Raw genomic sequence first — 18734 nt, 5'->3', positions numbered from 1 at the left:
GCTCGCACGAGCCCGACGGAGACGTGGTCGCCGCCCGCCGTCAGTGACCCGCCCGCGGGACGTGGATGTCGTACTGCGCGAGCTTGCGGTAGACCGTCGCCCGGCTCATGCCGAGCTCCTCGGCCGCGTCCTGCATCGAGGTGCCGGGACGAGTGATGACGCGGACGATCTCGTCGCGCTCGAAGGCCTCGATGCGGGTCAGCCGGCGCGAGCTGCCGGAGAGCACGTCGGCGGGCAGGTGGCGTACGTCGACCGCGTCGGTGCGGCGGGAGGCCTGGGTCACCACCTCGACGAGCTGGCGCACGTTGCCCGGCCAGCCGCAGGCGGTGAGGGCCGACGCGGCCGACGGGGTGAGGCTGACCCCCCGCGGGCGCACCCGGCGGGCGACGTGCTGCGCGAGGGGCAGGACGTCCTCGGTGCGCTCCCGCAGTGCCGGGACGGTGACGACGGTGTCGACCAGCGCCCCGAGCGCCGGCGGGATCGCCTCGAACGAGGTCGCGGTGAGGGCGAACGGGACCTGGGTGCCGGGCGTCGAGCGCACCCGTGCCTGCAGGACGAGGTCGCGGATGTGCTCAGCGACCCAGGCGGGCAGGCGGTCGACGTCGCGGACCAGGATGCCGGTGTCGGGCTTGCCGAGCTCGGGCGTCCAGAGCCCGATCCACGCCTCGCTGTCCTGGGGGGCCGGCGGCGACGCGGCGAGGATGCGCTCGCGAGGGTGCTCGCGGCGCATGGCCTGGGCGAGCGCGGTGGCCCGGCCCGCGCCCTCCTCGCCGACCGCGGCGACGATGCGGCCGTCGGCGATCGCGGCGGCGGCGCGCGCCACGGCGTCGGCCCACGCGGGCCCGAGGTCGGCGAGCGTGCCCGAACCGGGCTCGAGGCGCGGCGTCTCGACCCGGAACACCTCGCCACGCTGGGCCGGACGCGGCCGCTGCCCGCGCGAGCGCGCCAGCATGAGGGCCGAGGTGTTGCTGGCGGCGGACTGGGCCAGCGCGAGGAGCAGGTCGCTCGACTGGCTCGACCACGTCGTGAGGTTCACGCAGCCCTCGAGCGTGCCGGTGTGCGGGTCGAGCACCGGGACGGCGGCGCACGTGTAGGTGCACAGGCTGAGGGCGTAGTGCTCGTCGGCACGCACGACCGTGGGCACCCGGTCGGCGATGGCGAGGCCGAGGCCGTTGGTGCCGACGGTCCGCTCGGCGTAGGCGAAGCCGGGCGCGAGGTGCACCTTGTCGAGCGCCCGCAGGAGCGAGGAGTCGCCGCTCATCCGGTTGAGGACCAGACCGTCGGCGTCGGTGAGCATCAGCGAGACGGGCTCGTTCACGAGCGTCTGGTGCAGCCCCGCCAGGACCTCGCGACCGCACTCGAAGAACAGGGACTCCTCGTTGAGCGTCCCGACGAAAGAGGGCTCGATCTCGTCGAGCGGGACGCCGTAGTCCTCGCTGCGCTGCCAGGAGGCGACCAGCCGGCCGGGCAGGTGGTCGGCGTCGCTGCTGACCAGGTTGGCGGGCAGGGCGCGCTGCAGCTCGCGGTGGAGTCGTGCGCGCTCGGGGAGTCCGAGGTCGGCCACGTGGACCACCCCCTTCGGGATGTGACCGACGTTACATCCGCCTGTCGGGTGGCGCGCGGCGCCGGCGTCTCAAATTGAGACGATCCCGGATCTCAGATTGAGACAGCGCGACCGGTCGCGCCGGCCGGTGACCGACCTAGCGTCCGTAGGCATCGCACCGTGACGCCCGTCACCTCGAGCCCGCACCGCAACCGGAGGCCCCATGTACACCAAGGACGGCGAGAGCTACTTCATCGTCGACGCCCACATCGCCCTGTGGGACGCACGCCCCGAGAACATCAGGAACGTCCACGGCCAGCAGTTCATCGACTGCTTCTACGACTACCACGCCAACCTCTCGCCGGAGTCGGAGGTCTGGACCAAGGAGGACTACCTCTACCAGGGCGGCGAGCGGCTGATGAAGGACCTCTTCGAGGACGGCTACGTCGACCACGCCGTCTTCCAGCCGGCGTACCTCGGCGAGTTCTACCACCGCGGCTTCGGCCAGACCGAGGAGGCGTTTGCGCTCGCACAGGCCAACCCGGGCAAGCTGACCTACAACCACAACTTCGACCCGCGCAACGGCGAGGCCGGCCTCGACCAGCTGCGGGCGGACGCCGAGCGCTTCGGGCTCAAGGGCGTCAAGCTCTACACGGCCGAGTGGCACGGCGAGTCCCGCGGCTGGCGCCTCGACGACCCCTGGGCCTACCGCTACTTCGAGGTCTGCCGCGAGCTGGGCATCACCAACATCCACGTCCACAAGGGCCCCACCATCCGCCCGCTCGACCGCGACGCGTTCGACGTCGCGGACGTGGACCACGTCGCCACCGACTTCACCGACCTCAACTTCGTCGTGGAGCACTGCGGCCTGCCCCGCCTCGAGGACTTCTGCTGGATCGCCACCCAGGAGCCCAACGTGCACGCCGGCCTGGCGGTGGCGATGCCGTTCATCCACACCCGCCCGCGCTACTTCGCGCAGATCATCGGCGAGCTCCTCTACTGGGTGGGCGAGGACCGGATCCAGTTCTCCTCCGACTACGCCCTCTGGACGCCGAGGTGGCTGGTCGAGAGGTTCGTCGACTTCCAGATCCCCGAGGACCTCACGGAGTACGCGCCGATCACCACTGCGCAGAAGAAGAAGATCCTGGGCCTCAACGCGGCCAAGATGTACGACGTCGAGGTGCCGGCCGAGCTGCGGCTGCCCGAGGCCGACGAGACCGAGACCGGTCCGCGCCAGCCCGACGCCGCCGACATCGGCAGCATGGCGGCGGTGTGACCATGACGCTCGCCCCCACTGTCGTCGCCGGCCTCACCGCCGCGCTCACCGCGAATGCGGGCCGGACGTCGTACGCCGACGCGGTGCGCGCGGCGCTGGGCGTGGTCATGGACCCCGAGCTCGACGAGCCCATCACCGACCTCGGCTTCGTCCGGTCGGTGGCGGTCGACCAGGCCGGGGGAGTGGAGGTGCACCTGCGCCTCCCGACCTCGTTCTGCTCGCCGAACTTCGCCTACCTGATGGCGTCCGACAGCAAGGACGTCCTCGCGGCCCTGCCCTGGACGCGGAGCGTCGTGGTGCAGCTCGACGACCACCACGACTCCGACAAGATCAACGCCGGACTGGCCGCCGACGCCGGCTACCGCGGCACCTTCGGACACGAGGCCGAGCAGGACCTCGAGGAGCTGCGGGAGACCTTCCGCCGCAAGGCCCACACCGCTGCGATGGAGCGCTGCCTGACCGCGCTGCTGCGCGCCGAGCCGGACCGGCCCCTCGACGCCCTGGGGCAGGTGGTCCTCGACGACCTGCCCCGGGGCAACCACACCGACGCCCTGCTGCGGCGCCGGGAGGCCGTCGGCCTGCCCCTGACGGGCACGTCGCCGGTGCTCGTCGACCACGCCGGCGTCCAGCCGGACGACGTACCGATGGCGCTGCGCCGCGCACGCTCCACGCGCATCTCGATCGACGGCAACGCGCACTTCTGCCGCGGCCTGCTCCGCACCCGCTACCCCGGATCGGAGGACGACCAGGTCCACCGCGCCGACGGGGCCGAGCCCTCCGACGTGTCCTACGACCCCACCTTCGTCCCCCTGACCTCCCTGCTGACCCCGCCCTCGAAGGAGACCACCCGATGAGCACGATGCGAGCCGTCCAGGTCGTCGGCTACCACCAGGACCTGCAGATGCACGAGGTCGACGTCCCCGAGGCCACCGGCCCGTTCGACGTCGTCGTCCGCATCGGCGGCGCCGGTGTGTGCCGCACCGACCTCCACATCCTCGAGGGGCAGTGGGAGGAGAAGTCGGGCGTGACACTGCCCTACACGATCGGCCACGAGAACGCCGGCTGGGTGCACGCCGTCGGCTCGGCGGTCACCAACGTCCGCGAGGGCGACAAGGTGATCGTGCACCCGCTCGTCACGTGCGGACTGTGCCGCGCGTGCCGCACCGGCGACGACGTGCACTGCGAGGACAACCAGTTCCCCGGCATCAACACCAACGGCGGGTACGCCGAGTACCTCCGGACGTCGGCACGCAGCGTCGTCCCCATCGACGACTCGCTCGAGCCCGCCGACGTCGCGGCGCTCGCCGACGCCGGCCTGACGGCGTACCACGCAGCGGCGAAGGCGGCGCGACGGCTCACCCCGCGTGACACCTGCGTCGTCATCGGCGCCGGCGGCCTCGGGCACATCGGCATCCAGGTGCTCAAGGCGCTCTCGCCGGCCCAGCTGGTCGTCGTCGACCGCAACCCCGAGGCGCTCAAGCTGGCCCTCTCGATCGGCGCCGACCACGGCGTGGTCGCCGAGGGCAAGCAGGTCGAGGAGGTCCTCGACATCACCGGCGGCCACGGCGCCGAGGTGGTCGTCGACTTCGTCGGCGAGGGTGGCTCCACCGCCCAGGGCCTGGCGATGACCCGGCAGGCCGGCGACTACCACGTCGTGGGCTACGGCGAGGACGTCGTCGTCCCGACCATCGACCTCATCTCCTCGGAGAAGAACGTCATCGGCAACCTCGTCGGCTCCTACAACGACCTGTGTGACCTGATGGCCCTCGCCGCCCGCGGCGCCGTCACGCTGCACACCCAGAAGTACGCGCTCGACGACTTCCAGACCGCCATCTCCGACCTCGACGCCGGCCGGGTCCGCGGCCGCGCGATCCTCATCCCCTAGGAGCACCGCCATGGCATCTCAGATGGACCGCATCAAGCCCCTGCTGGGCATCGGCATCTCCGTCGGCGTGCTCGCCGGCGTCTGGACCTTCGCGAGCGTCGAGCTCGCGTGGATCACCTGGGTCGCGTTCATCGCGTGGGCCTGCTTCTTCGCCGCCGGTGGCGGCACCACGGGCCTGGCCAAGGGGCTCTCCGCGAACCTCGCCGGCGTCTTCTGGGGCTGGGTGATCAGCCAGGGCCTGGAGAACGTCAGCGGGTCGACGCTCGCGCTGGCACTCATGGTCACCGTCGTCGGGTTCGTCCTCTGTGTCGAGGCAGCGCTCCCGCTGCTGTCGTTCATCCCGGGCGGCTTCGCCGGGACGGCTGTCTTCTTCGGGACCGGCTTCGACCTCGGCGGCGTGGCCATCGCCGTCGTGGCCGGGGCGCTGCTCGGTATCGTCTCGGAGAAGCTCGGTGCGGCGCTGCAGTCCGCGATCGACGGACGGTCGCCTGCGCCGGCCGCCACCACAGCCACCCCGGCCACCTGACCCCGACGGAGGGATCGCCTTGATCTTCATCACCGCCAAGTTCCCGATCAAGCCCGAGCACGCCGACGACTGGCCGGAGCTCTCGCGGGCCTTCACCGAGGCCACGCGCGCCGAGGAGGGCTGCCTGTGGTTCGAGTGGTCGCGCAGCCTGGAGGACCCGCACGAGTACGTCCTCGTCGAGGCATTCCGCGACGGCGACGCCGGCGGGGCGCACGTCTCCTCCGACCACTTCAAGGCAGCGCAGGCCGAGCTCCCGCAGTACCTCGCCCGCACCCCCGACATCGTCAGCACCGAGGTCGACCAGGACGGCTGGAACGAGCTGGGGGAGATGAAGGTCGGCTGAGCCGTCCGGCGCCTCAGGCGCCGAGCTCGTCGAGGTAGTGCGCGAACCCGCCCGGCGCCCTCCCGGTCCTGCGTCCTGACGTGACGACCGGGACGGCGCCGGTGGCGAGCGAGGGCACACCGGCCTCGCGCATCGCCGTCACCAGCCCGACGTCCTCGTGCGTCGGCAGGAGCGGGAACCCGCCGGCCGTGCGGTAGGCATCCAGCGTGAATCCGAGGTTGGCGCCGTGGACGTGGTCGTGGCCGTCCGCCGTCGTGTGGCGCCGGTGCCAGGCCGACAGCGCTGCGGCGGAGAGGTCACCGGGCCGCGGCTCGACGGTGCCGACCACGAGGCCGAGACCGCCGGCCGCCCAGCCGAGGTGCGACGTCAGCCAGTGACGCGGGACGACGCTGTCGGCGTCGGTGCTCGCGATCCACAGCGAGCGCCGGCCGGTGCCCGCGGCCCACGTCGCGGCCGCCTCGACGCCCTCGGAGCGAGCGACGCCGACGGAGCCGGCGAGGGTGGTCACCGCGACGACGCCCTCGCGCTCGCGCACCACCTGCGCAGAACCGTCACGGCACGCGTCGAGGACGACCAGGACCTGCACGGGCAGGTGGGGGTACGCCGACCCCAGCTCCGCCACGGCGGCCGCGACCGCGTCGAGGCAGGCGGGCAGGAGGAGCTCCTCGTCGCGAGCAGGCACCACGACGGCCAGGGCGTCGGGAGGTGTCACGAGGTCCGACCCAGCACGTGCAGCAGGAAGTCGGGCTCCTGGTGCTCGACCAGCACCCGTCCGCCCGCCGCGAGGAAGGCCTCGACGAACGTGTCGTGGACGGCCGGTCCGGCCAGCGGCCAGCCGACGGGCTGGTGGCGCCAGTGGCACAGCAGCACGTGCCCGTCGTCGGCCAGCGAGGTGAGGCAGAGCCGGACCAGCTCGGCGAGCCGCCGCGGGCTGAGGAAGTAGCCGACCTCGGACACCGACACCAGGTCGTAGCGAGCCGCCGGCCACTCGTCGGGCACGCGCGCCAGCCGGACGTCGATCCCCGCGATGCCGGACGTACGACGGCGGGCGAGGTCGACGGCGGTGGGGCTGTCGTCGACCGCCAGCAGCCGCTCGCAGCGCGGCGCGAGGTCGACGGCCAGGGCGCCGATCGAGCAGCCGACCTCGAGGGCGAGTGGGTAGCGCTCCCTCGGCAGGCTGGCCAGCGACACCGCGCGCTTGCGGCGCTCGTAGAAGGAGCCGACGTCCCACGGGTCGCGCCGCTCGCGGTGGACCTGGTCGAGGGACCGGTCGTCGGCCGCGGGGCCACCGACGAGGAAGACCTCGTGGTCACGGTCGAAGTGGGCGAGCAGGTCGGGCCCGAGGAGCACCTCGTCACCGGGGGCGGGCGAGAGCGGCCGGACCTGGCTCTGGTGGGCGTCGACGGCTGAGCGCTTGGCCGTCACGGCGTCGGACGACAGCGCCAGCCGCGAGAGGTGGTCCGTCGCGAGGTCCTCCGGTCGCGCCCAGTGCCACATCCAGACGGGGTACTCCCACAGCAGGGCGTCGGTGCGGTGGGCCGCGGTCGCGGCGGCTCGTCCCGCCGCCTCGTGGTCGGGGTGGCCGTCGCCACGCCACGGTGCACAGAGCAGGACGTCGTCGCCGTCGGTGCCGATGACCTCGACGAGCGCAGCCACCAGGTCCTCCACGTGCCCGTCGAGCGCACCGTCGGGCAGGTCGAGGCAGGTGACGCGCGCGCCCGGGGCGAGGACCTCGGTCGCCCGCCGCAGCTCGGCCCTGCGCACCTCCGCGAGCCTTGTGGGGGAGTGGGTGGGAGAGCGCGGGTGCGAGCCCTCGCCGGCCGTCGCGGTCACGACCTCGACGCGCCGACCCTCGCGCGCAGCAGCATGCAGCAGGCCGCCCGCGCCGAGCGTCTCGTCGTCCGGGTGCGCGCCCACGACGACGACGCGTCGGCGGGACGCGGGCAGATCGAGGATCGGCACGTTCGTCAGGACGTCCGACCACGAGGCCGCCGTCGTACCGGGCTGGTCGTGGCGGAAGCGGGGAGCGATCACCAGCCCGACCCCGGGTCGTCGAGGAGCAGGCGGCCGAGTGACGCCTGGTCGCGCTCGGCGTGCCACTGGCGGAGGTAGAGCTCGAGGTCGGCCACCCGACGGGCGTGCTCCTCGTCGGTCGCCAGCGGTCCCGGCCCCAGCCCGTGCGCGGCACGCCGCAGCACGTCCTCGCACGCGCCAGCGACCACCTCACGTGCTCGGAGCGCCGCGCGCCAGCCCGCCGGTCCGGCGAGCTCGCCGGCGTCGAGCGCCGTGGCCGCCTGCTGCAGGACGGCCCGCGCCGCGTGCAGGCGAGCGTCGACGGCGCCGAGGTGCATCAGCGCCACCTGGTCGGGCTCGCGCGTCCCGGACGCCGCCACCATGCGCCTGGCGAGACCCACCGCCCCGCCGAACCAGACCGCGGCCACGCCGATCGCTCCCCATGCGAACCCGGGACGCTCGAGGTACCACCCGGGCGCGCCGACGGCCGTGGCCGGCACCTCGTCCAGGTCGAGGGGACCGGAGTCGACCGCGGCGAGCCCGCGCGCCACCCACGTCCCGGCCACGGCCTTCACGCCCGGGTGGTGGAGGTCCACGGCGAAGAGCTGGCGCTCCCGGCCGACCCACGCGCTGACGAGCGCGCCGTCGAGCTCGCCCCCGAGCGAGCACCAGTGCTTGCGCCCATCGAGGACGTACGCCTCACCGTGCCTGGTCGCGCGCAGCGGCTCACCCGGACCCTCGGCCGCGAACACGCCCCAGGCCCCGTCGCCGGCCTCCTCACCCGCCTGCTCGAGGATGGCGTGTGCGTCCAGGTGCGGCTCCAGCACCCGCGCGACGGTGAGGTCGGCCGCGGCGACGCTGGCGAGGGCGGACCACAGGTACGCCGTGACGCCGCCGCCGGGGTGCGGCAGCCGGGTGCCTGCGGCGCGTGCGAGCTCCAACGCACCGCGTACGTCACCCCCTGACGCGTGCGCCTGCTCGGTGAGCTCGGTGAGCTCGCTTCGTTGCTCGTTCGTCAGGTCTGCGAGCTCTATGCAGCGGACGCCGCGTCGGGCAGTTGCCTTGTCGTCCGTCATCTGTCCCACCGGCTGCGCGCGCACCTCCCGGACGCTAGGGCGCACCACGCGTCCGGCGGGACCTCCCAATGGGCTGGTCGCTCACACCCCGGTCTGCCGCGGATGGTTCGCGGACCTGCGGGATCGCGCGCATCGGCGAGGCGTCAGCGGAAAGTCTCGGCGGAAGTGTTTCCCTCGCCGCGGAACGGGAGAGGCTCTTTCCATGGTGCGTGTGCTGATGGACGAGGTCGTCGAGACCGACTACGGGCAGCTGGACCTCTGGTTCTCCGACGACGCCGAGGACGACGGTGACATTGAGGCCACCTTCTCCGGGCAGGTCAATGGGGTCGCTGGGGCCGCCGTCCCCGGATGGATCTACCTGAACCTCGGCCGCCGGTCCGGGGGGTCAGCGGTCCGCATCGAGGCACATGACGGGGTCATCCCGTGCGGCGCGGAGTGGGAGGACGTCGTCGAGGTGTCGACGGTCGTCGGTGAGCAGGGCGACTGCGGGTGGACCAGTTGGGCCGGCGAGAGCGGCGGTCGGTTCGTCCTGCCGCCCGGACCGCACCGGGTCCGGGTGTGTGCTCGTGGGCGTGACGCCGGAGACGCGGACGAGCTCGCGGACGGGACCGTCGACTTCTACCTGGTGCAGCTGTGGCCAGCTCCCGTCGAGGCTGATGCCATCCTTCGCGTGGGTAGCAGGAACGCCGCGTACTGGCACGAGACCTGGGGCTCCAGCCGTTAGGGACCTCGTCGGCACGACCGACGTGGGCCGATGCACCCAGCGGGGTGGCGCGCGGCGCCGCTCTGGTGCGGACACTGACCCGCATGGGTGACGGTTTGATCCCACCGCACCGGATCAGATGGCTCCGCACCGTGCTCGTCGACAGCCCCCAGACTCGAGCTGTCGGCTTGACCGAATGCCCGGACCGCAGTCGCTTCGAGATTTGGTCGACATCCGCAGGGGACAACGGTTGACAACTCTGACGTTCCATTGCAACGTCCCTGGCTCAAGGAAGTGCTGCGACGACTCGTTGAGAGCACTCTGGCACCGTTTGCCGGTACACCCGTACTGCGGCGGGTGAAATCACTTGGGGAAGGCCTCATCGAGCTTCAGCACTCGGCGCTGCTCCACGGTGTGCCGACGCACCTGCCGCACGAATGCCGCGTGGTCTCTTTGGACAAGATGCGACCACTCGGTGGCGCGTTCCCTGACCGGACGCCAGAACTCGGACCTTGAATCGTCTCCCAACCCGGCCGTCGCGGCGTGGGCGAAGTGTGCACAGCCCGCTCGATGTCAGAAGCCAGGCCGCTGGCCACAGCTGCGTGCCATGTGGGCCAGCCGGCCGGCACCTCGCACGTGTCGTCTCTTTCACGCAGGTCAGCAACCCGGTGCTCCTCATAGAGCACGCACTCGTGAGCCGCGGCAGCAAGGTCAGGCACGAGCTCTCGGTAGTGATCGACCTCGTCTGCTGCCTGTCGGACCAAGTGCTCGACAACCCCACGCCACTGCTCCTCGGACTCGAAGAACCCACCAGCACCTGGTACGCGGTTACCAAAGTCGAACGACAGGTACTTCCGGGGTTGTGCGCTCCACAGCCAGCAGATGCCGACGTTGAGATAGGACGCCTTTCCAAATCCGGAAGGCTGGAACTCGACGACCGTGAGCCACCACCCATTATCGTCCAACCAAGTACGAGACCGGCCCCTCTGACGCAGGCCCATCGGACGCAACACGTCGCGCGCGCCGGCGCTCAGGATCGAGTTCGTGGGGTCGCTGGGCACCGGTCAACGATGTCGCACTCGGCATCAAGCCGCTGGGAAACGCTCGCGCAGGTCGACTCGGCCCGCGTCGCGAGGGCTCCCGCGCGAAGCGCCTGCGGATCGGCAGATCCGCAAGCTCAATGCGGCAGATGCGGACACACGCCGAGATGGCCGCGGCCGCACGTGGATGCGATCCAGCTCACCCGCTGCACGCCGACTACTTGGCCCGGGGTCTGGTCACGCGCCGTTCCTGGCGCTGGCGCTTGGAGCCCTCCCTGGTCCGCCCTCGCGCCCTGACGGCCCCCGGCCGCAGCAGCGGTCCGGGGGCCTGAGGCCGTGCCGACGTCAGTCGCGGCGGAACAGTTCCCGCGCGAGCCGCAGGTTTGCGAGCGCGCCCACGGCCGCCCCGGCGACCGTGACCGGGTCGGCGAACTCGCCCGAGGCCAGGACGAGGCCGACGACCATCGCGCCGGGCACCCACAACGGCACCATCCGCGTGCGGAGGAGGGCACCGACGGTCAGCAGCGTTGCCAGGCCGCCGAACACCAGGCCCGGTGCCACCAGCACGTCGAAGAGCCCGCCGGTCTGGAACCGGTGGAAGCTCTCCACCGACGAGGCCGGGACGCTGCCCGGGTCGACCAGCGACCAGACGAAGGACCGGAACCCGACCTGAACGAGCAGGCCGGCGCCCGACAGGAACGTGAGCACGCCGATGACGCGCCCGAGCCGGGGGAGCCGCTGGCCCAGGACCCGCGCCAGGCCGAACGCGGCCACCATGCCGGCAAGGCCGCTGAGGGCGACGAGGATCGTGCCCGCGAGGTACCGCCCCGGCGACGAGGCGACGGAGGCGAGGAACACCTGAGCGTCCTCGCGGGGGAGCACGGCCGGCTCGACCAGGAACCACGCGGTCATCGCCAGCGGCGCTGCGACCATCGCGGTGGCGAGCACGGTCGCGAGCCGCCGGTCCGCGGCCCTGGACCGGCGCCCTTTGTTGTGGACGTCGGCCTCTGCGGGCACGACCTCGCGCGCCCAGTCGCCGACGGTGGGAAGGGTTGACTCGTGCATGTGGGTGTCTCCTCGACATCTCTGCGGCGTCGGACCTCCCGGCGCCGATGCCGACACTGCGGGACCGGTCGTCCCGCTGTCGCGAGACGACGCGTCACCTCTCGGCGGGGTCGTCCGGTCCCGTGGTCGGGCGGCATGTCCCGGCAGAGGAGGGACGTCGTGTCCCGTGACAGGGGTCGCGCCCGGTCGGCAGCATGTGCTCATGCCGACCTCCGCCGCCGACGTGCCGTCGCGCACCGACCGTGCGATCGCCCTCGGCGGGGGCGGGATCGGCCTCCTCGCCGTCGTTGGGTCGTCCTTGCTACGGGCGGTCGACGGCCTCGGGCCCGCTCCCTCCGCGGTGGCCGCCGTCGCCTTCCTGACGACCGGGACCGTGCTCGGCCTGCGCCGTGCCGGATCGGTGACGGCGCGCCTGCTGCTGCTCACCGGGCTCTCGCTCGCCCTCGCCAACCTCTTCGCCGACTGGGCCAGGCACACGCTCGTGGCACAGCCCGGGTCGCTGCCCGGCGGCGAGCTGACGCTGTGGCTGGGGTCGTGGGTGTGGGCGGTGGGCTACAGCGCCGTGGCGGTGCTGCTGCCCCTGCGCCTCCCGGACGGCGACCTGCTCTCCCCCCGCTGGCGGTGGGCGTGGCGAGCGGGTGTCGCGCTGACCGTGCTGGCGCCGCTGGCCTGGGCGGTGACGCCCTACGACCAGATGGATGTCCCTCCCCTCGAGGGCCTGCCGGAGGGCATCACCTCGCCCGTCGGCTCCACCGTCGGCCCGATCCTGCTCGCCGTGAGCCTGCCACTCGTCATGGTCGGGGCCCTCGTCGGACTGTCCTCTCTCGTCCTGCGGCTGCGCCGTTCGGACGGAGAGGAGCGGCAACAGCTGAAGTGGGTGGCCCTCGGCGCGGGGCTCACCCTGGTGCTGCTCGCGCTGTTCCAGCTGGTCGGCCCGGACGGGGGGTCCGACTTGCTCCTGGCGTCGGCCGTCCTCCCACTCCCGCTGTCGGTGGCCGTGGCTGGGATGCGCTACCGGCTCTGGGACGTCGACTGGGTCATCCGCCGCGCCTCGGGCTACGTCGTGCTGACCCTGCTGGTCGTGGCGGTCTATGCCGTGGCAGTCGTCGTCCTCGGCGACCTGGTCGGCCGGCGATCGGGCGCCCCGCTCGTCGCGACCGTCGTGGTGGCGCTGCTCGCCGAGCCGGCCCGCCGACGGGTGCAGCGAGTCGTCGACCGGGTCACCCGCGGCGTCGGAGCCGACCCCTACCGGACGCTCGTTGAGCTGGGCGACCGGCTCGAGTCCGTCGCAGCCGCGCCCCGCGGCACCGAGGCGGTGGAGCGCGTCGCCGAGGCGGTCCGGCAGGCGCTGGGCCTGCCCTGGGCCCACGTGGAGGTGACCGACGGTCCGTCGGCCGGCAGCGGCACCCCGCCGCCGTACGTCGTGGAGGTGCCGCTGGTCCACGGTGGCGAGCTGGTCGGCCGCCTGCTGGTCGCGCCCCGCACCGGCGAACGGAGCGCGCGGCCCGGCGACCTCAGGCTGCTCCAGGAGCTGGCCCGACCGGTGGCCGTCGCGGCACATGCGGCACAGCTGCGCGACGCGCTGCAGGTGTCGCGCGAGCGGATCGTGGTCGCGCGGGAGGAGGAACGCCGCCGGCTCCGGCACGACCTGCACGACGACCTCGGCCCGCTGCTCGCCGCGGTCGCGCTGCACCTCGGCGAGGTCCGATCCCAGCTCGAGGAGCACCCGGCTGCGGCCATGGCGGGGCGCGCGGAGAGACTGATGACCGACTCCGTGGCGACCCTGCGCGGCATCGTCGACGGCCTTCGTCCCGCGGCGCTCGACGACCTGGGGCTCACCGAGGCGCTCAAGGCCGTGGGCGAGCGGTTCCGGGTCTCCGGGCTTGAGGTGGACGTCGCCCTCCGGGGGGATCTCGGCGGCCTCCCGGCCGCCGTCGAGGTCGCCACGCTACGGATCGCGACCGAAGCACTGTCGAACGCGGCGAGGCACGCCGGCGCGCACCGACTGAGGCTGGGCGTCGAGCGACTCGACCGGTCGGTCGAGGTGACGGTCGCCGACGACGGCACCGGGCTGGGTCCGGCTCGCGCTGCAGGCGTGGGGCTGCAGTCCATGCGGGAGCGCGCCGAGGAGATCGGCGGCTCGTGCACCGTGATCTCGGGCGCGTCCGGCGGCACCGTCGTGGCGGCCCGACTGCCCGTGCCGGTGGCGGAGCCGGCAGCCGTCGCGAACGCGACACCAGAGCGGGTGTCGGATGAGAAGGTGCTGCCATGAGCGAGCAGGACCGTCCGCTGCGTGTCGTAGTGGCCGACGACCACCCCGTCTACCGCGAAGGTCTCGCGATGGTTCTGGGGTCGCTGCCGGGCGTCGACGTGGTCGGTGAGGCCTCGGACGGCATCGAGGCCGTCAGGCTCGCCGGGCTCCTCAGCCCGGACGTGGTGCTGATGGACCTCTCCATGCCGGGGATGGGCGGGGTCGAGGCCACGCGGGCCATCGCCGCGGAGCACCCCGGGGTGGCGGTGCTGGTGCTCTCGATGCACGAAGGGGCCGACAGCGTCGTCGCCGCACTGCGAGCCGGCGCACGCGGCTACGTGGTGAAGGGTGCGACGAAGGACGAGATCGCGCGCGCCATGCACGAGGTGGCGTCGGGCGGCGCGGTCTTCGGCGGCCCGGTGGCCCAGCAGGTGCTCCTGCGTGTGCAGGACTCACCGCGGCCCGCCCGTCGGGGTGCCGAGGCGTTCCCGGACCTGACCGACCGCGAGCTCGAGGTCCTCGACCTCGTCGCGGGCGGTCTCTCCAACGCGGCGATCGGTTCCCGACTACACCTCTCCGACAAGACCGTGCGCAACGTCGTTTCCAACGCGGTGGCCAAAATCGGCGCTAGTGACCGGACCGATGCAATCCTGCTGGCCCGCAGGGCCGGCCTGGGAGAGCCCGTCAGTCGACCCTAGCCGGCGCTCGTAGGCTCAGCTGTTCTGCCGACCTCGAGACGCGCTCGCCGTTGGCTGGCGGGAGCCAACCCGTCGGGCTCGTCGAGACCGGGCGATCCTTGTGACCATCGGAGAGCCGGCTCTCGGCGCCCCGCGCGGAGGTCTCATGGCAAGTCCTAGCGGCCGCGACTCGAGAGGTAGCAAGTCGCCCACATTGCGAGCCGGAGCCGTCGGCGAAGTCCCACGGCGCTCGCATCCGGACATCGGCATGAGCGGATGCTCGTAGCCGACGCTACGCCGACCACCCGTGGGCAGGAAGACCCTCGCCCCAGCCGCTCCTTGACACAGAGGGGCGGCAGATCCGGTCGTTCGCCGCGCTCTCGGCGGGGCAGATCCGCGGTCTTGCGAGACAAGACCAGTCGACCATTGGCCGCAAGAGATCAGCCAGAACCTCCCAGTTGATGTGAGACAGTGCGCGGACATCCACCACCCGGGGGAGTGCGATGGTCCTCAACACAGATCGGCGAGCGCGACGCTTCGCCAACTGGATCTCCGGAGCCACGCTTGGGGTGGCTCTCGTGCTGGGCGGATGCTCCGACGAAGGAGGTTTGTCCACGCCGACGGCACAGGACGAAGCATCACCCGGGAAGGCGGGCAACCCCTCGGCGACAGCGTCTTCGACCCCAGGCATGCAGGTCATCGAACTTGATCTCTCAAGCGACACAACGGAGACGGACGACGGGGCCGTCGAGGTGCGGGCGGGCGAGACGTTTGCACTGCCGGTCACCGCGGGCGCCTCGATGAAGGGCTCGATCTGCGTGCGCTCTTCTCCCGAGCAGACGTTCAACTACCAAGGTGGCACGTCAGCTTTCGTGACGAGTATCGACCAACCGGGTCTGGTCGATGTGGTGGCGGACAACTCGGACGAAGTGATCGTCCAACTCAAGGTCGTTTGACGTCGTCCTTGATCGCTCCCACGAGCGACCCGGTCGAGAACGGATAGCCCTCATGTCGACAGATCCGGATGTCCGGTGCTACCCGGCCATCGGCAGAAGTTGCGTCCAGCAGAGTGGTGTACGAGGTGGTGACGGCCAGGGCGTAGACGTTGGCGCGGTCACCGCGTGATTCTTCGAGGAATCTCCTACAACCCACTCGAAGAGAGGCACAGCGATAACCGCTGGTCCCACTATCGACCCCGCCGAGTTCCTGCACGAGCACCTCGCCCAAGCCAGCCCGGACCTGCTGCGTGAGCTGATGCAGGGCTTCATCAACACCCTGCTCTCCGCCGATGCCGACAGTGTCTGCGGTGCCTCCTACGGCACGCGTGACCCCGAGCGGTCCAACCCGCCGCAACGGCTACCGCCACCGCGACCTCCACACCCGGATCGGGACCCTCGACGTCGCGATCCCGAAGCTCCGTGAGGGCTCGTACTTCCCCGAGTGGCTCCTCGAGCGACGCCGCCGCGCCGAAGCAGTCCTGACGTCGGTGGTCGCGACCTGCTACCTGCTCGGCGTCAGCACCCGACGCATGGACCGCCTCGTGCAGTCCCTGGGCATCACCGGACTGTCGAAGTCCCAAGTCAGCGTGATGGCCCGCGACCTCGACGAGCTGGTCCGCGACTTCCGCGAACGCCCCCTCGACGCCGGCCCCTACACGTTCGTCGCCGCCGACGCACTGACCATGAAGGTCCGCGAAGGTGGCCGGGTCATCAAGATCGCGGTCATGGTCGCCACCGGCGTCAACGCCGACGGGTTCCGCGAGATCCTCGGCGTCGCCACCAGTACGGCGGAGTCCGGTGCGGGATGGAACACCTTCTTCAAGGGCCTCGTCGCCCGCGGCCTGTCCGGGGTCGCGCTGGTCACCAGCGACGCCCACGCCGGACTGGTCGACGCAATCGGCGCCGCCCTGCCCGGCGCGTCGTGGCAACGCTGCCGCACCCACTACACCGCAAACCTGATGTCGATCTGTCCCAAGCACGCCTGGGGCGGAGTCAAAGCGATGCTGCACTCGGTGTTCGACCAGATCGACGCCGACGCCGTGCAGCACCAGTACGACAAGCTCTTGGACCAGATCGAGACCTCTCTGCCCGAGGTCCACACGCACCTCGACCAGCACCGTGCCGACGTCCTCGCGTTCACCTCGTTCCCCAAGGCGGTGTGGCGCCAGATCTGGTCCAACAACCCCAACGAGCGCCTCAACCGCGAGATCCGCCGCCGCACCGACGTCGTCGGGATCTCCCCAGACCGGACCTCCATCATCCGGCTCGTCGGCGCCGTCCTGGCCGAGCAGAACGACGAATGGGCCGACGGACGCCGCTACCTCGGACTCGACGTCCTCGCCAAGAGCCGACTCACCCTCATCACCAGCAACGACCCCGAGGAGGACACCATCCCAGCCGGCGCAATCAGCGCCTGAACAACATCAACGAGGAATCACCGTCGTACACCACGCCTGGGGACTTGACCTCGGCAGATCCCCGCACCATCAGCGGCAGACCCGGATGTCGGAAGCGCATAGGCAGGTCCCCGGCCATCCCGGCAGGTGAGAGGGAGAGTCGGGTTCGACCGCAGGGTGGAAAAGGTGCCGAGAAGTAGACCCCGCCTCCCCGCCAACCATGGACTCATCGCGGTTAACGAGGGGACGCTTCGGGTGTCTGGCCCCCCGACTCGTGGCGCACCGCGGCGCGGTCCCGCGGTTGCTGCGTATGGAGCTTCAGGACGAGCCTCCGTCCAAGCGACCATTCCGTTACGCCGAGTTGTCGTCCAATGAGCCGCGCTGGAGCGCGATGCGCTTCGCGGCGCCGCGCCGCGCGCAGGTTCCTGGCTGACCTTCCCCAACTCGGGGCTTGCCGCTCCCGCACAGCGGGAGCAGACTCGAAGCGCGGGGGGCTGCAGGGACGGTGCTATGGAGGAGAGCCCGACGACGGGAACCGGCGGCGGTGCGGCCGTGCACCGTCGGCTCGGCGGCGTCCAGGAGCAGGCGGCCGCGGCGCCCGAGATCCTCGACCCGCTGGGAGGAGCAGGCGCCGAGCCAGGTGACACCTTGGGCACGGTCGTCGACCGTGCCGCAAGGATTCCCCGGGCCCACGCCGGTCAGCTCTACCTTGCCGGCGGCGATGCGTTCGAATTGCGCCGCGTTTCCGGGATGGTCTCGGCCGCCTTCGTCCACTACGTCCAGGTGGCGCGGTTCTTCGACGCGGGTGCACCGTGAACGGGCAGACGGGGACGCGCCAGACCGTGCTCGCGGTGGACGACCAGTCGGCGAACCTCCGCCTCCTGGACGCGGTGCTCTCGCCTCGCGGTTACGACGTCCTGGTGGCGACGAGCGGGCCCGAGGCGCTCGACCTCCTCGGGTCGTCCCAGGTCGACGTCGTCCTCCTCGACGTCCAGATGCCCGGAATGGACGGTTGCGAGGTGTGCCGCCGTATCCGGCACGATCCCCGCACCGAGTTCCTCCCGGTCGTGATGATCACCGCCGGCGGTGGCGCCCAGCGGCTGGAGGGGCTCGAGGCCGGGGCGGACGACTTCATCACCAAGCCCTTCGACCAGTCCGAGCTGCTGGCCAGGGTCCGGTCCCTCGCGCGGATCAAGGGCTATCACGACACCGTGCGCAGGCAGGCCGCCGAGCTTGCCGCATGGAACCGTGAGCTCGAGGGACGGGTGACCGCGCAGGTGGAGGAGATCGAGCGCATGGGTCGGCTGCGCCGGTTCCTGTCGCCGCAGCTGGCCGACGTCGTCGTCAACGACGAAGGACTCCTCGCCAGCCATCGCCGCGAGATCGTCGTGGTCTTCTGCGACTTCCGCGGCTTCACGCCCTTCGCCGAAGCGTCCGAGCCGGAAGAGGTGATGCACGTACTCGGAGAGTTCCACCTGGCACTCGGGGCACGCATCGAGGAGCACGGCGGCACGCTCGAGCGCTTCACCGGCGACGGCGTGATGGTCTTCTTCAACGACCCCGTCCCCGTGCCCGACCCGGCCGGAGCGGCGATCGCGATGTCGCTGGCCGTCCGCGAGGACGTACGCAGCCTCGCCGCTGGCTGGGTACGCCGGGGCCACGACCTGTCGTTGGGCATCGGCGTCGCGCAGGGTTTCGCAACATTGGGCCGGATCGGTTACCCCGGTCGCTCGGACTACGCGGCGATCGGGAGCGTCACCAACCTCGCGGCGCGCCTCTGCTCCGACGCGGGCCCGTGGCAGGTGCTGGTCACCGACCGCGTGCTGGCGCAGGTCGAGGAGCAGGTGGCGGCGGACGTGGTGGGCGACGTGCAGCCGAAGGGGTTCAGCCGGCCCGTACGCGTGCACGACGTGCTGCCAGGGACGGTCGGTAGGTAGGCGG

16 protein-coding genes and 1 pseudogene are annotated in these 18734 nt (G+C 71.7%); 12 read left to right on the top strand and 5 right to left on the bottom strand.

The annotated features are described in order from the left end of the window. Positions 1 to 40: 40 nt before the first annotated feature. Entirely contained in the window at positions 41 to 1564 is a 1524-nt protein-coding gene (locus NYO98_RS09195) for an AAA-type ATPase lid domain-containing protein (protein WP_268111321.1), read from the bottom strand. Positions 1565 to 1766: 202 nt separating this feature from the next. Here NYO98_RS09195 and NYO98_RS09190 point away from each other — a divergent pair, with 202 nt between their 5' ends. From NYO98_RS09190 to NYO98_RS09170, 5 genes are read left to right on the top strand one after another with little or no spacing between them, the layout of a single operon-like run. Continuing rightward, positions 1767 to 2819 carry an amidohydrolase family protein gene (locus NYO98_RS09190; RefSeq protein ID WP_268111320.1) on the top strand — a complete coding sequence of 351 codons (1053 nt, stop codon included), beginning with the start codon at positions 1767 to 1769 and terminating at the stop codon, positions 2817 to 2819. A gap of 2 nt (positions 2820 to 2821) precedes the next feature. Further along, positions 2822 to 3673 (top strand): iron-sulfur cluster assembly protein, encoded by an 852-nt coding sequence (locus tag NYO98_RS09185; protein WP_268111319.1) that lies wholly within the window; start codon positions 2822 to 2824, stop codon positions 3671 to 3673. Beyond that, positions 3670 to 4704: an NAD(P)-dependent alcohol dehydrogenase gene (locus NYO98_RS09180; RefSeq protein ID WP_268111318.1), complete on the top strand. Its 1035-nt coding sequence runs from the start codon at positions 3670 to 3672 to the stop codon at positions 4702 to 4704. The genes NYO98_RS09185 and NYO98_RS09180 overlap by 4 nt, the downstream gene beginning before the upstream one ends. A gap of 10 nt (positions 4705 to 4714) precedes the next feature. Next, positions 4715 to 5230 (top strand): DUF1097 domain-containing protein, encoded by a 516-nt coding sequence (locus NYO98_RS09175; protein ID WP_268111317.1) that lies wholly within the window; start codon positions 4715 to 4717, stop codon positions 5228 to 5230. Between the two features lie 19 nt (positions 5231 to 5249). Beyond that, positions 5250 to 5573, top strand: coding sequence for a putative quinol monooxygenase (locus NYO98_RS09170; protein WP_268111316.1), 324 nt, complete (start codon positions 5250 to 5252; stop codon positions 5571 to 5573). 13 nt (positions 5574 to 5586) lie between these two features. Here NYO98_RS09170 and NYO98_RS09165 read toward each other — a convergent pair whose 3' ends face one another. The 3 genes from NYO98_RS09165 to NYO98_RS09155 are packed head-to-tail and all read right to left on the bottom strand — an operon-like array spanning position 5587 to position 8686. Continuing rightward, positions 5587 to 6285 (bottom strand): glycosyltransferase, encoded by a 699-nt coding sequence (locus NYO98_RS09165; protein ID WP_268111315.1) that lies wholly within the window; start codon positions 6283 to 6285, stop codon positions 5587 to 5589. After that, positions 6282 to 7607, bottom strand: coding sequence for a bifunctional PIG-L family deacetylase/class I SAM-dependent methyltransferase (locus tag NYO98_RS09160; protein ID WP_268111314.1), 1326 nt, complete (start codon positions 7605 to 7607; stop codon positions 6282 to 6284). Before NYO98_RS09160 ends, NYO98_RS09165 begins: the two co-directional genes overlap by 4 nt. Further along, positions 7604 to 8686 (bottom strand): acyl-CoA dehydrogenase family protein, encoded by a 1083-nt coding sequence (locus NYO98_RS09155; RefSeq protein WP_268111313.1) that lies wholly within the window; start codon positions 8684 to 8686, stop codon positions 7604 to 7606. The genes NYO98_RS09160 and NYO98_RS09155 overlap by 4 nt, the downstream gene beginning before the upstream one ends. 178 nt (positions 8687 to 8864) lie before the next feature. Between NYO98_RS09155 and NYO98_RS09150 the strand changes: the two genes are divergently transcribed. After that, the gene (locus NYO98_RS09150; RefSeq protein WP_268111312.1) at positions 8865 to 9386 is read left to right on the top strand and encodes a hypothetical protein; all 522 of its coding nucleotides are present in this window, start codon (positions 8865 to 8867) and stop codon (positions 9384 to 9386) included. Positions 9387 to 10750: 1364 nt separating this feature from the next. Here the strand turns inward: NYO98_RS09150 and NYO98_RS09145 are convergent. Beyond that, positions 10751 to 11470, bottom strand: coding sequence for a DUF4386 family protein (locus NYO98_RS09145; RefSeq protein WP_268111311.1), 720 nt, complete (start codon positions 11468 to 11470; stop codon positions 10751 to 10753). Positions 11471 to 11672: 202 nt separating this feature from the next. Here NYO98_RS09145 and NYO98_RS09140 point away from each other — a divergent pair, with 202 nt between their 5' ends. The 6 genes and pseudogenes from NYO98_RS09140 (at position 11673) to NYO98_RS09115 (ending at position 18730) form a co-directional block, all read left to right on the top strand. Then, positions 11673 to 13742: a sensor histidine kinase gene (locus NYO98_RS09140; RefSeq protein ID WP_268111310.1), complete on the top strand. Its 2070-nt coding sequence runs from the start codon at positions 11673 to 11675 to the stop codon at positions 13740 to 13742. Next, positions 13739 to 14419, top strand: a complete 681-nt coding sequence (locus tag NYO98_RS09135; protein WP_268111309.1) for a response regulator transcription factor — start codon at positions 13739 to 13741, stop codon at positions 14417 to 14419. Before NYO98_RS09140 ends, NYO98_RS09135 begins: the two co-directional genes overlap by 4 nt. 668 nt (positions 14420 to 15087) lie before the next feature. Next, entirely contained in the window at positions 15088 to 15354 is a 267-nt protein-coding gene (locus tag NYO98_RS09130) for a hypothetical protein (protein WP_268111308.1), read from the top strand. A gap of 214 nt (positions 15355 to 15568) precedes the next feature. Continuing rightward, positions 15569 to 16814: pseudogene (locus NYO98_RS09125) on the top strand (IS256 family transposase). A gap of 489 nt (positions 16815 to 17303) precedes the next feature. After that, positions 17304 to 17609, top strand: coding sequence for a hypothetical protein (locus NYO98_RS09120; protein ID WP_268111307.1), 306 nt, complete (start codon positions 17304 to 17306; stop codon positions 17607 to 17609). Then, positions 17606 to 18730, top strand: a complete 1125-nt coding sequence (locus NYO98_RS09115; RefSeq protein ID WP_268111306.1) for an adenylate/guanylate cyclase domain-containing protein — start codon at positions 17606 to 17608, stop codon at positions 18728 to 18730. The genes NYO98_RS09120 and NYO98_RS09115 overlap by 4 nt, the downstream gene beginning before the upstream one ends. Positions 18731 to 18734 lie beyond the last annotated feature (4 nt).

Source organism: Nocardioides pini, assembly GCF_026712185.1.
Classification (GTDB): Bacteria; Actinomycetota; Actinomycetes; order Propionibacteriales; family Nocardioidaceae; genus Nocardioides; species Nocardioides pini.
Note: the sequence above shows the minus strand (reverse complement) of the source record. Positions and strands in the feature narration are given on the sequence as shown.

Coding starts and splice junctions, on each gene's coding strand:
- NYO98_RS09130 (WP_268111308.1), top strand. CDS start 15,088: ATGCAGGTCATCGAACTTGATCTCTCAAGCGACACAACGGAGACGGAC.
- NYO98_RS09145 (WP_268111311.1), bottom strand. CDS start 11,470: ATGCACGAGTCAACCCTTCCCACCGTCGGCGACTGGGCGCGCGAGGTC.
- NYO98_RS09120 (WP_268111307.1), top strand. CDS start 17,304: ATGGAGGAGAGCCCGACGACGGGAACCGGCGGCGGTGCGGCCGTGCAC.
- NYO98_RS09175 (WP_268111317.1), top strand. CDS start 4,715: ATGGCATCTCAGATGGACCGCATCAAGCCCCTGCTGGGCATCGGCATC.
- NYO98_RS09140 (WP_268111310.1), top strand. CDS start 11,673: ATGCCGACCTCCGCCGCCGACGTGCCGTCGCGCACCGACCGTGCGATC.
- NYO98_RS09190 (WP_268111320.1), top strand. CDS start 1,767: ATGTACACCAAGGACGGCGAGAGCTACTTCATCGTCGACGCCCACATC.
- NYO98_RS09180 (WP_268111318.1), top strand. CDS start 3,670: ATGAGCACGATGCGAGCCGTCCAGGTCGTCGGCTACCACCAGGACCTG.
- NYO98_RS09150 (WP_268111312.1), top strand. CDS start 8,865: ATGGTGCGTGTGCTGATGGACGAGGTCGTCGAGACCGACTACGGGCAG.
- NYO98_RS09135 (WP_268111309.1), top strand. CDS start 13,739: ATGAGCGAGCAGGACCGTCCGCTGCGTGTCGTAGTGGCCGACGACCAC.
- NYO98_RS09185 (WP_268111319.1), top strand. CDS start 2,822: ATGACGCTCGCCCCCACTGTCGTCGCCGGCCTCACCGCCGCGCTCACC.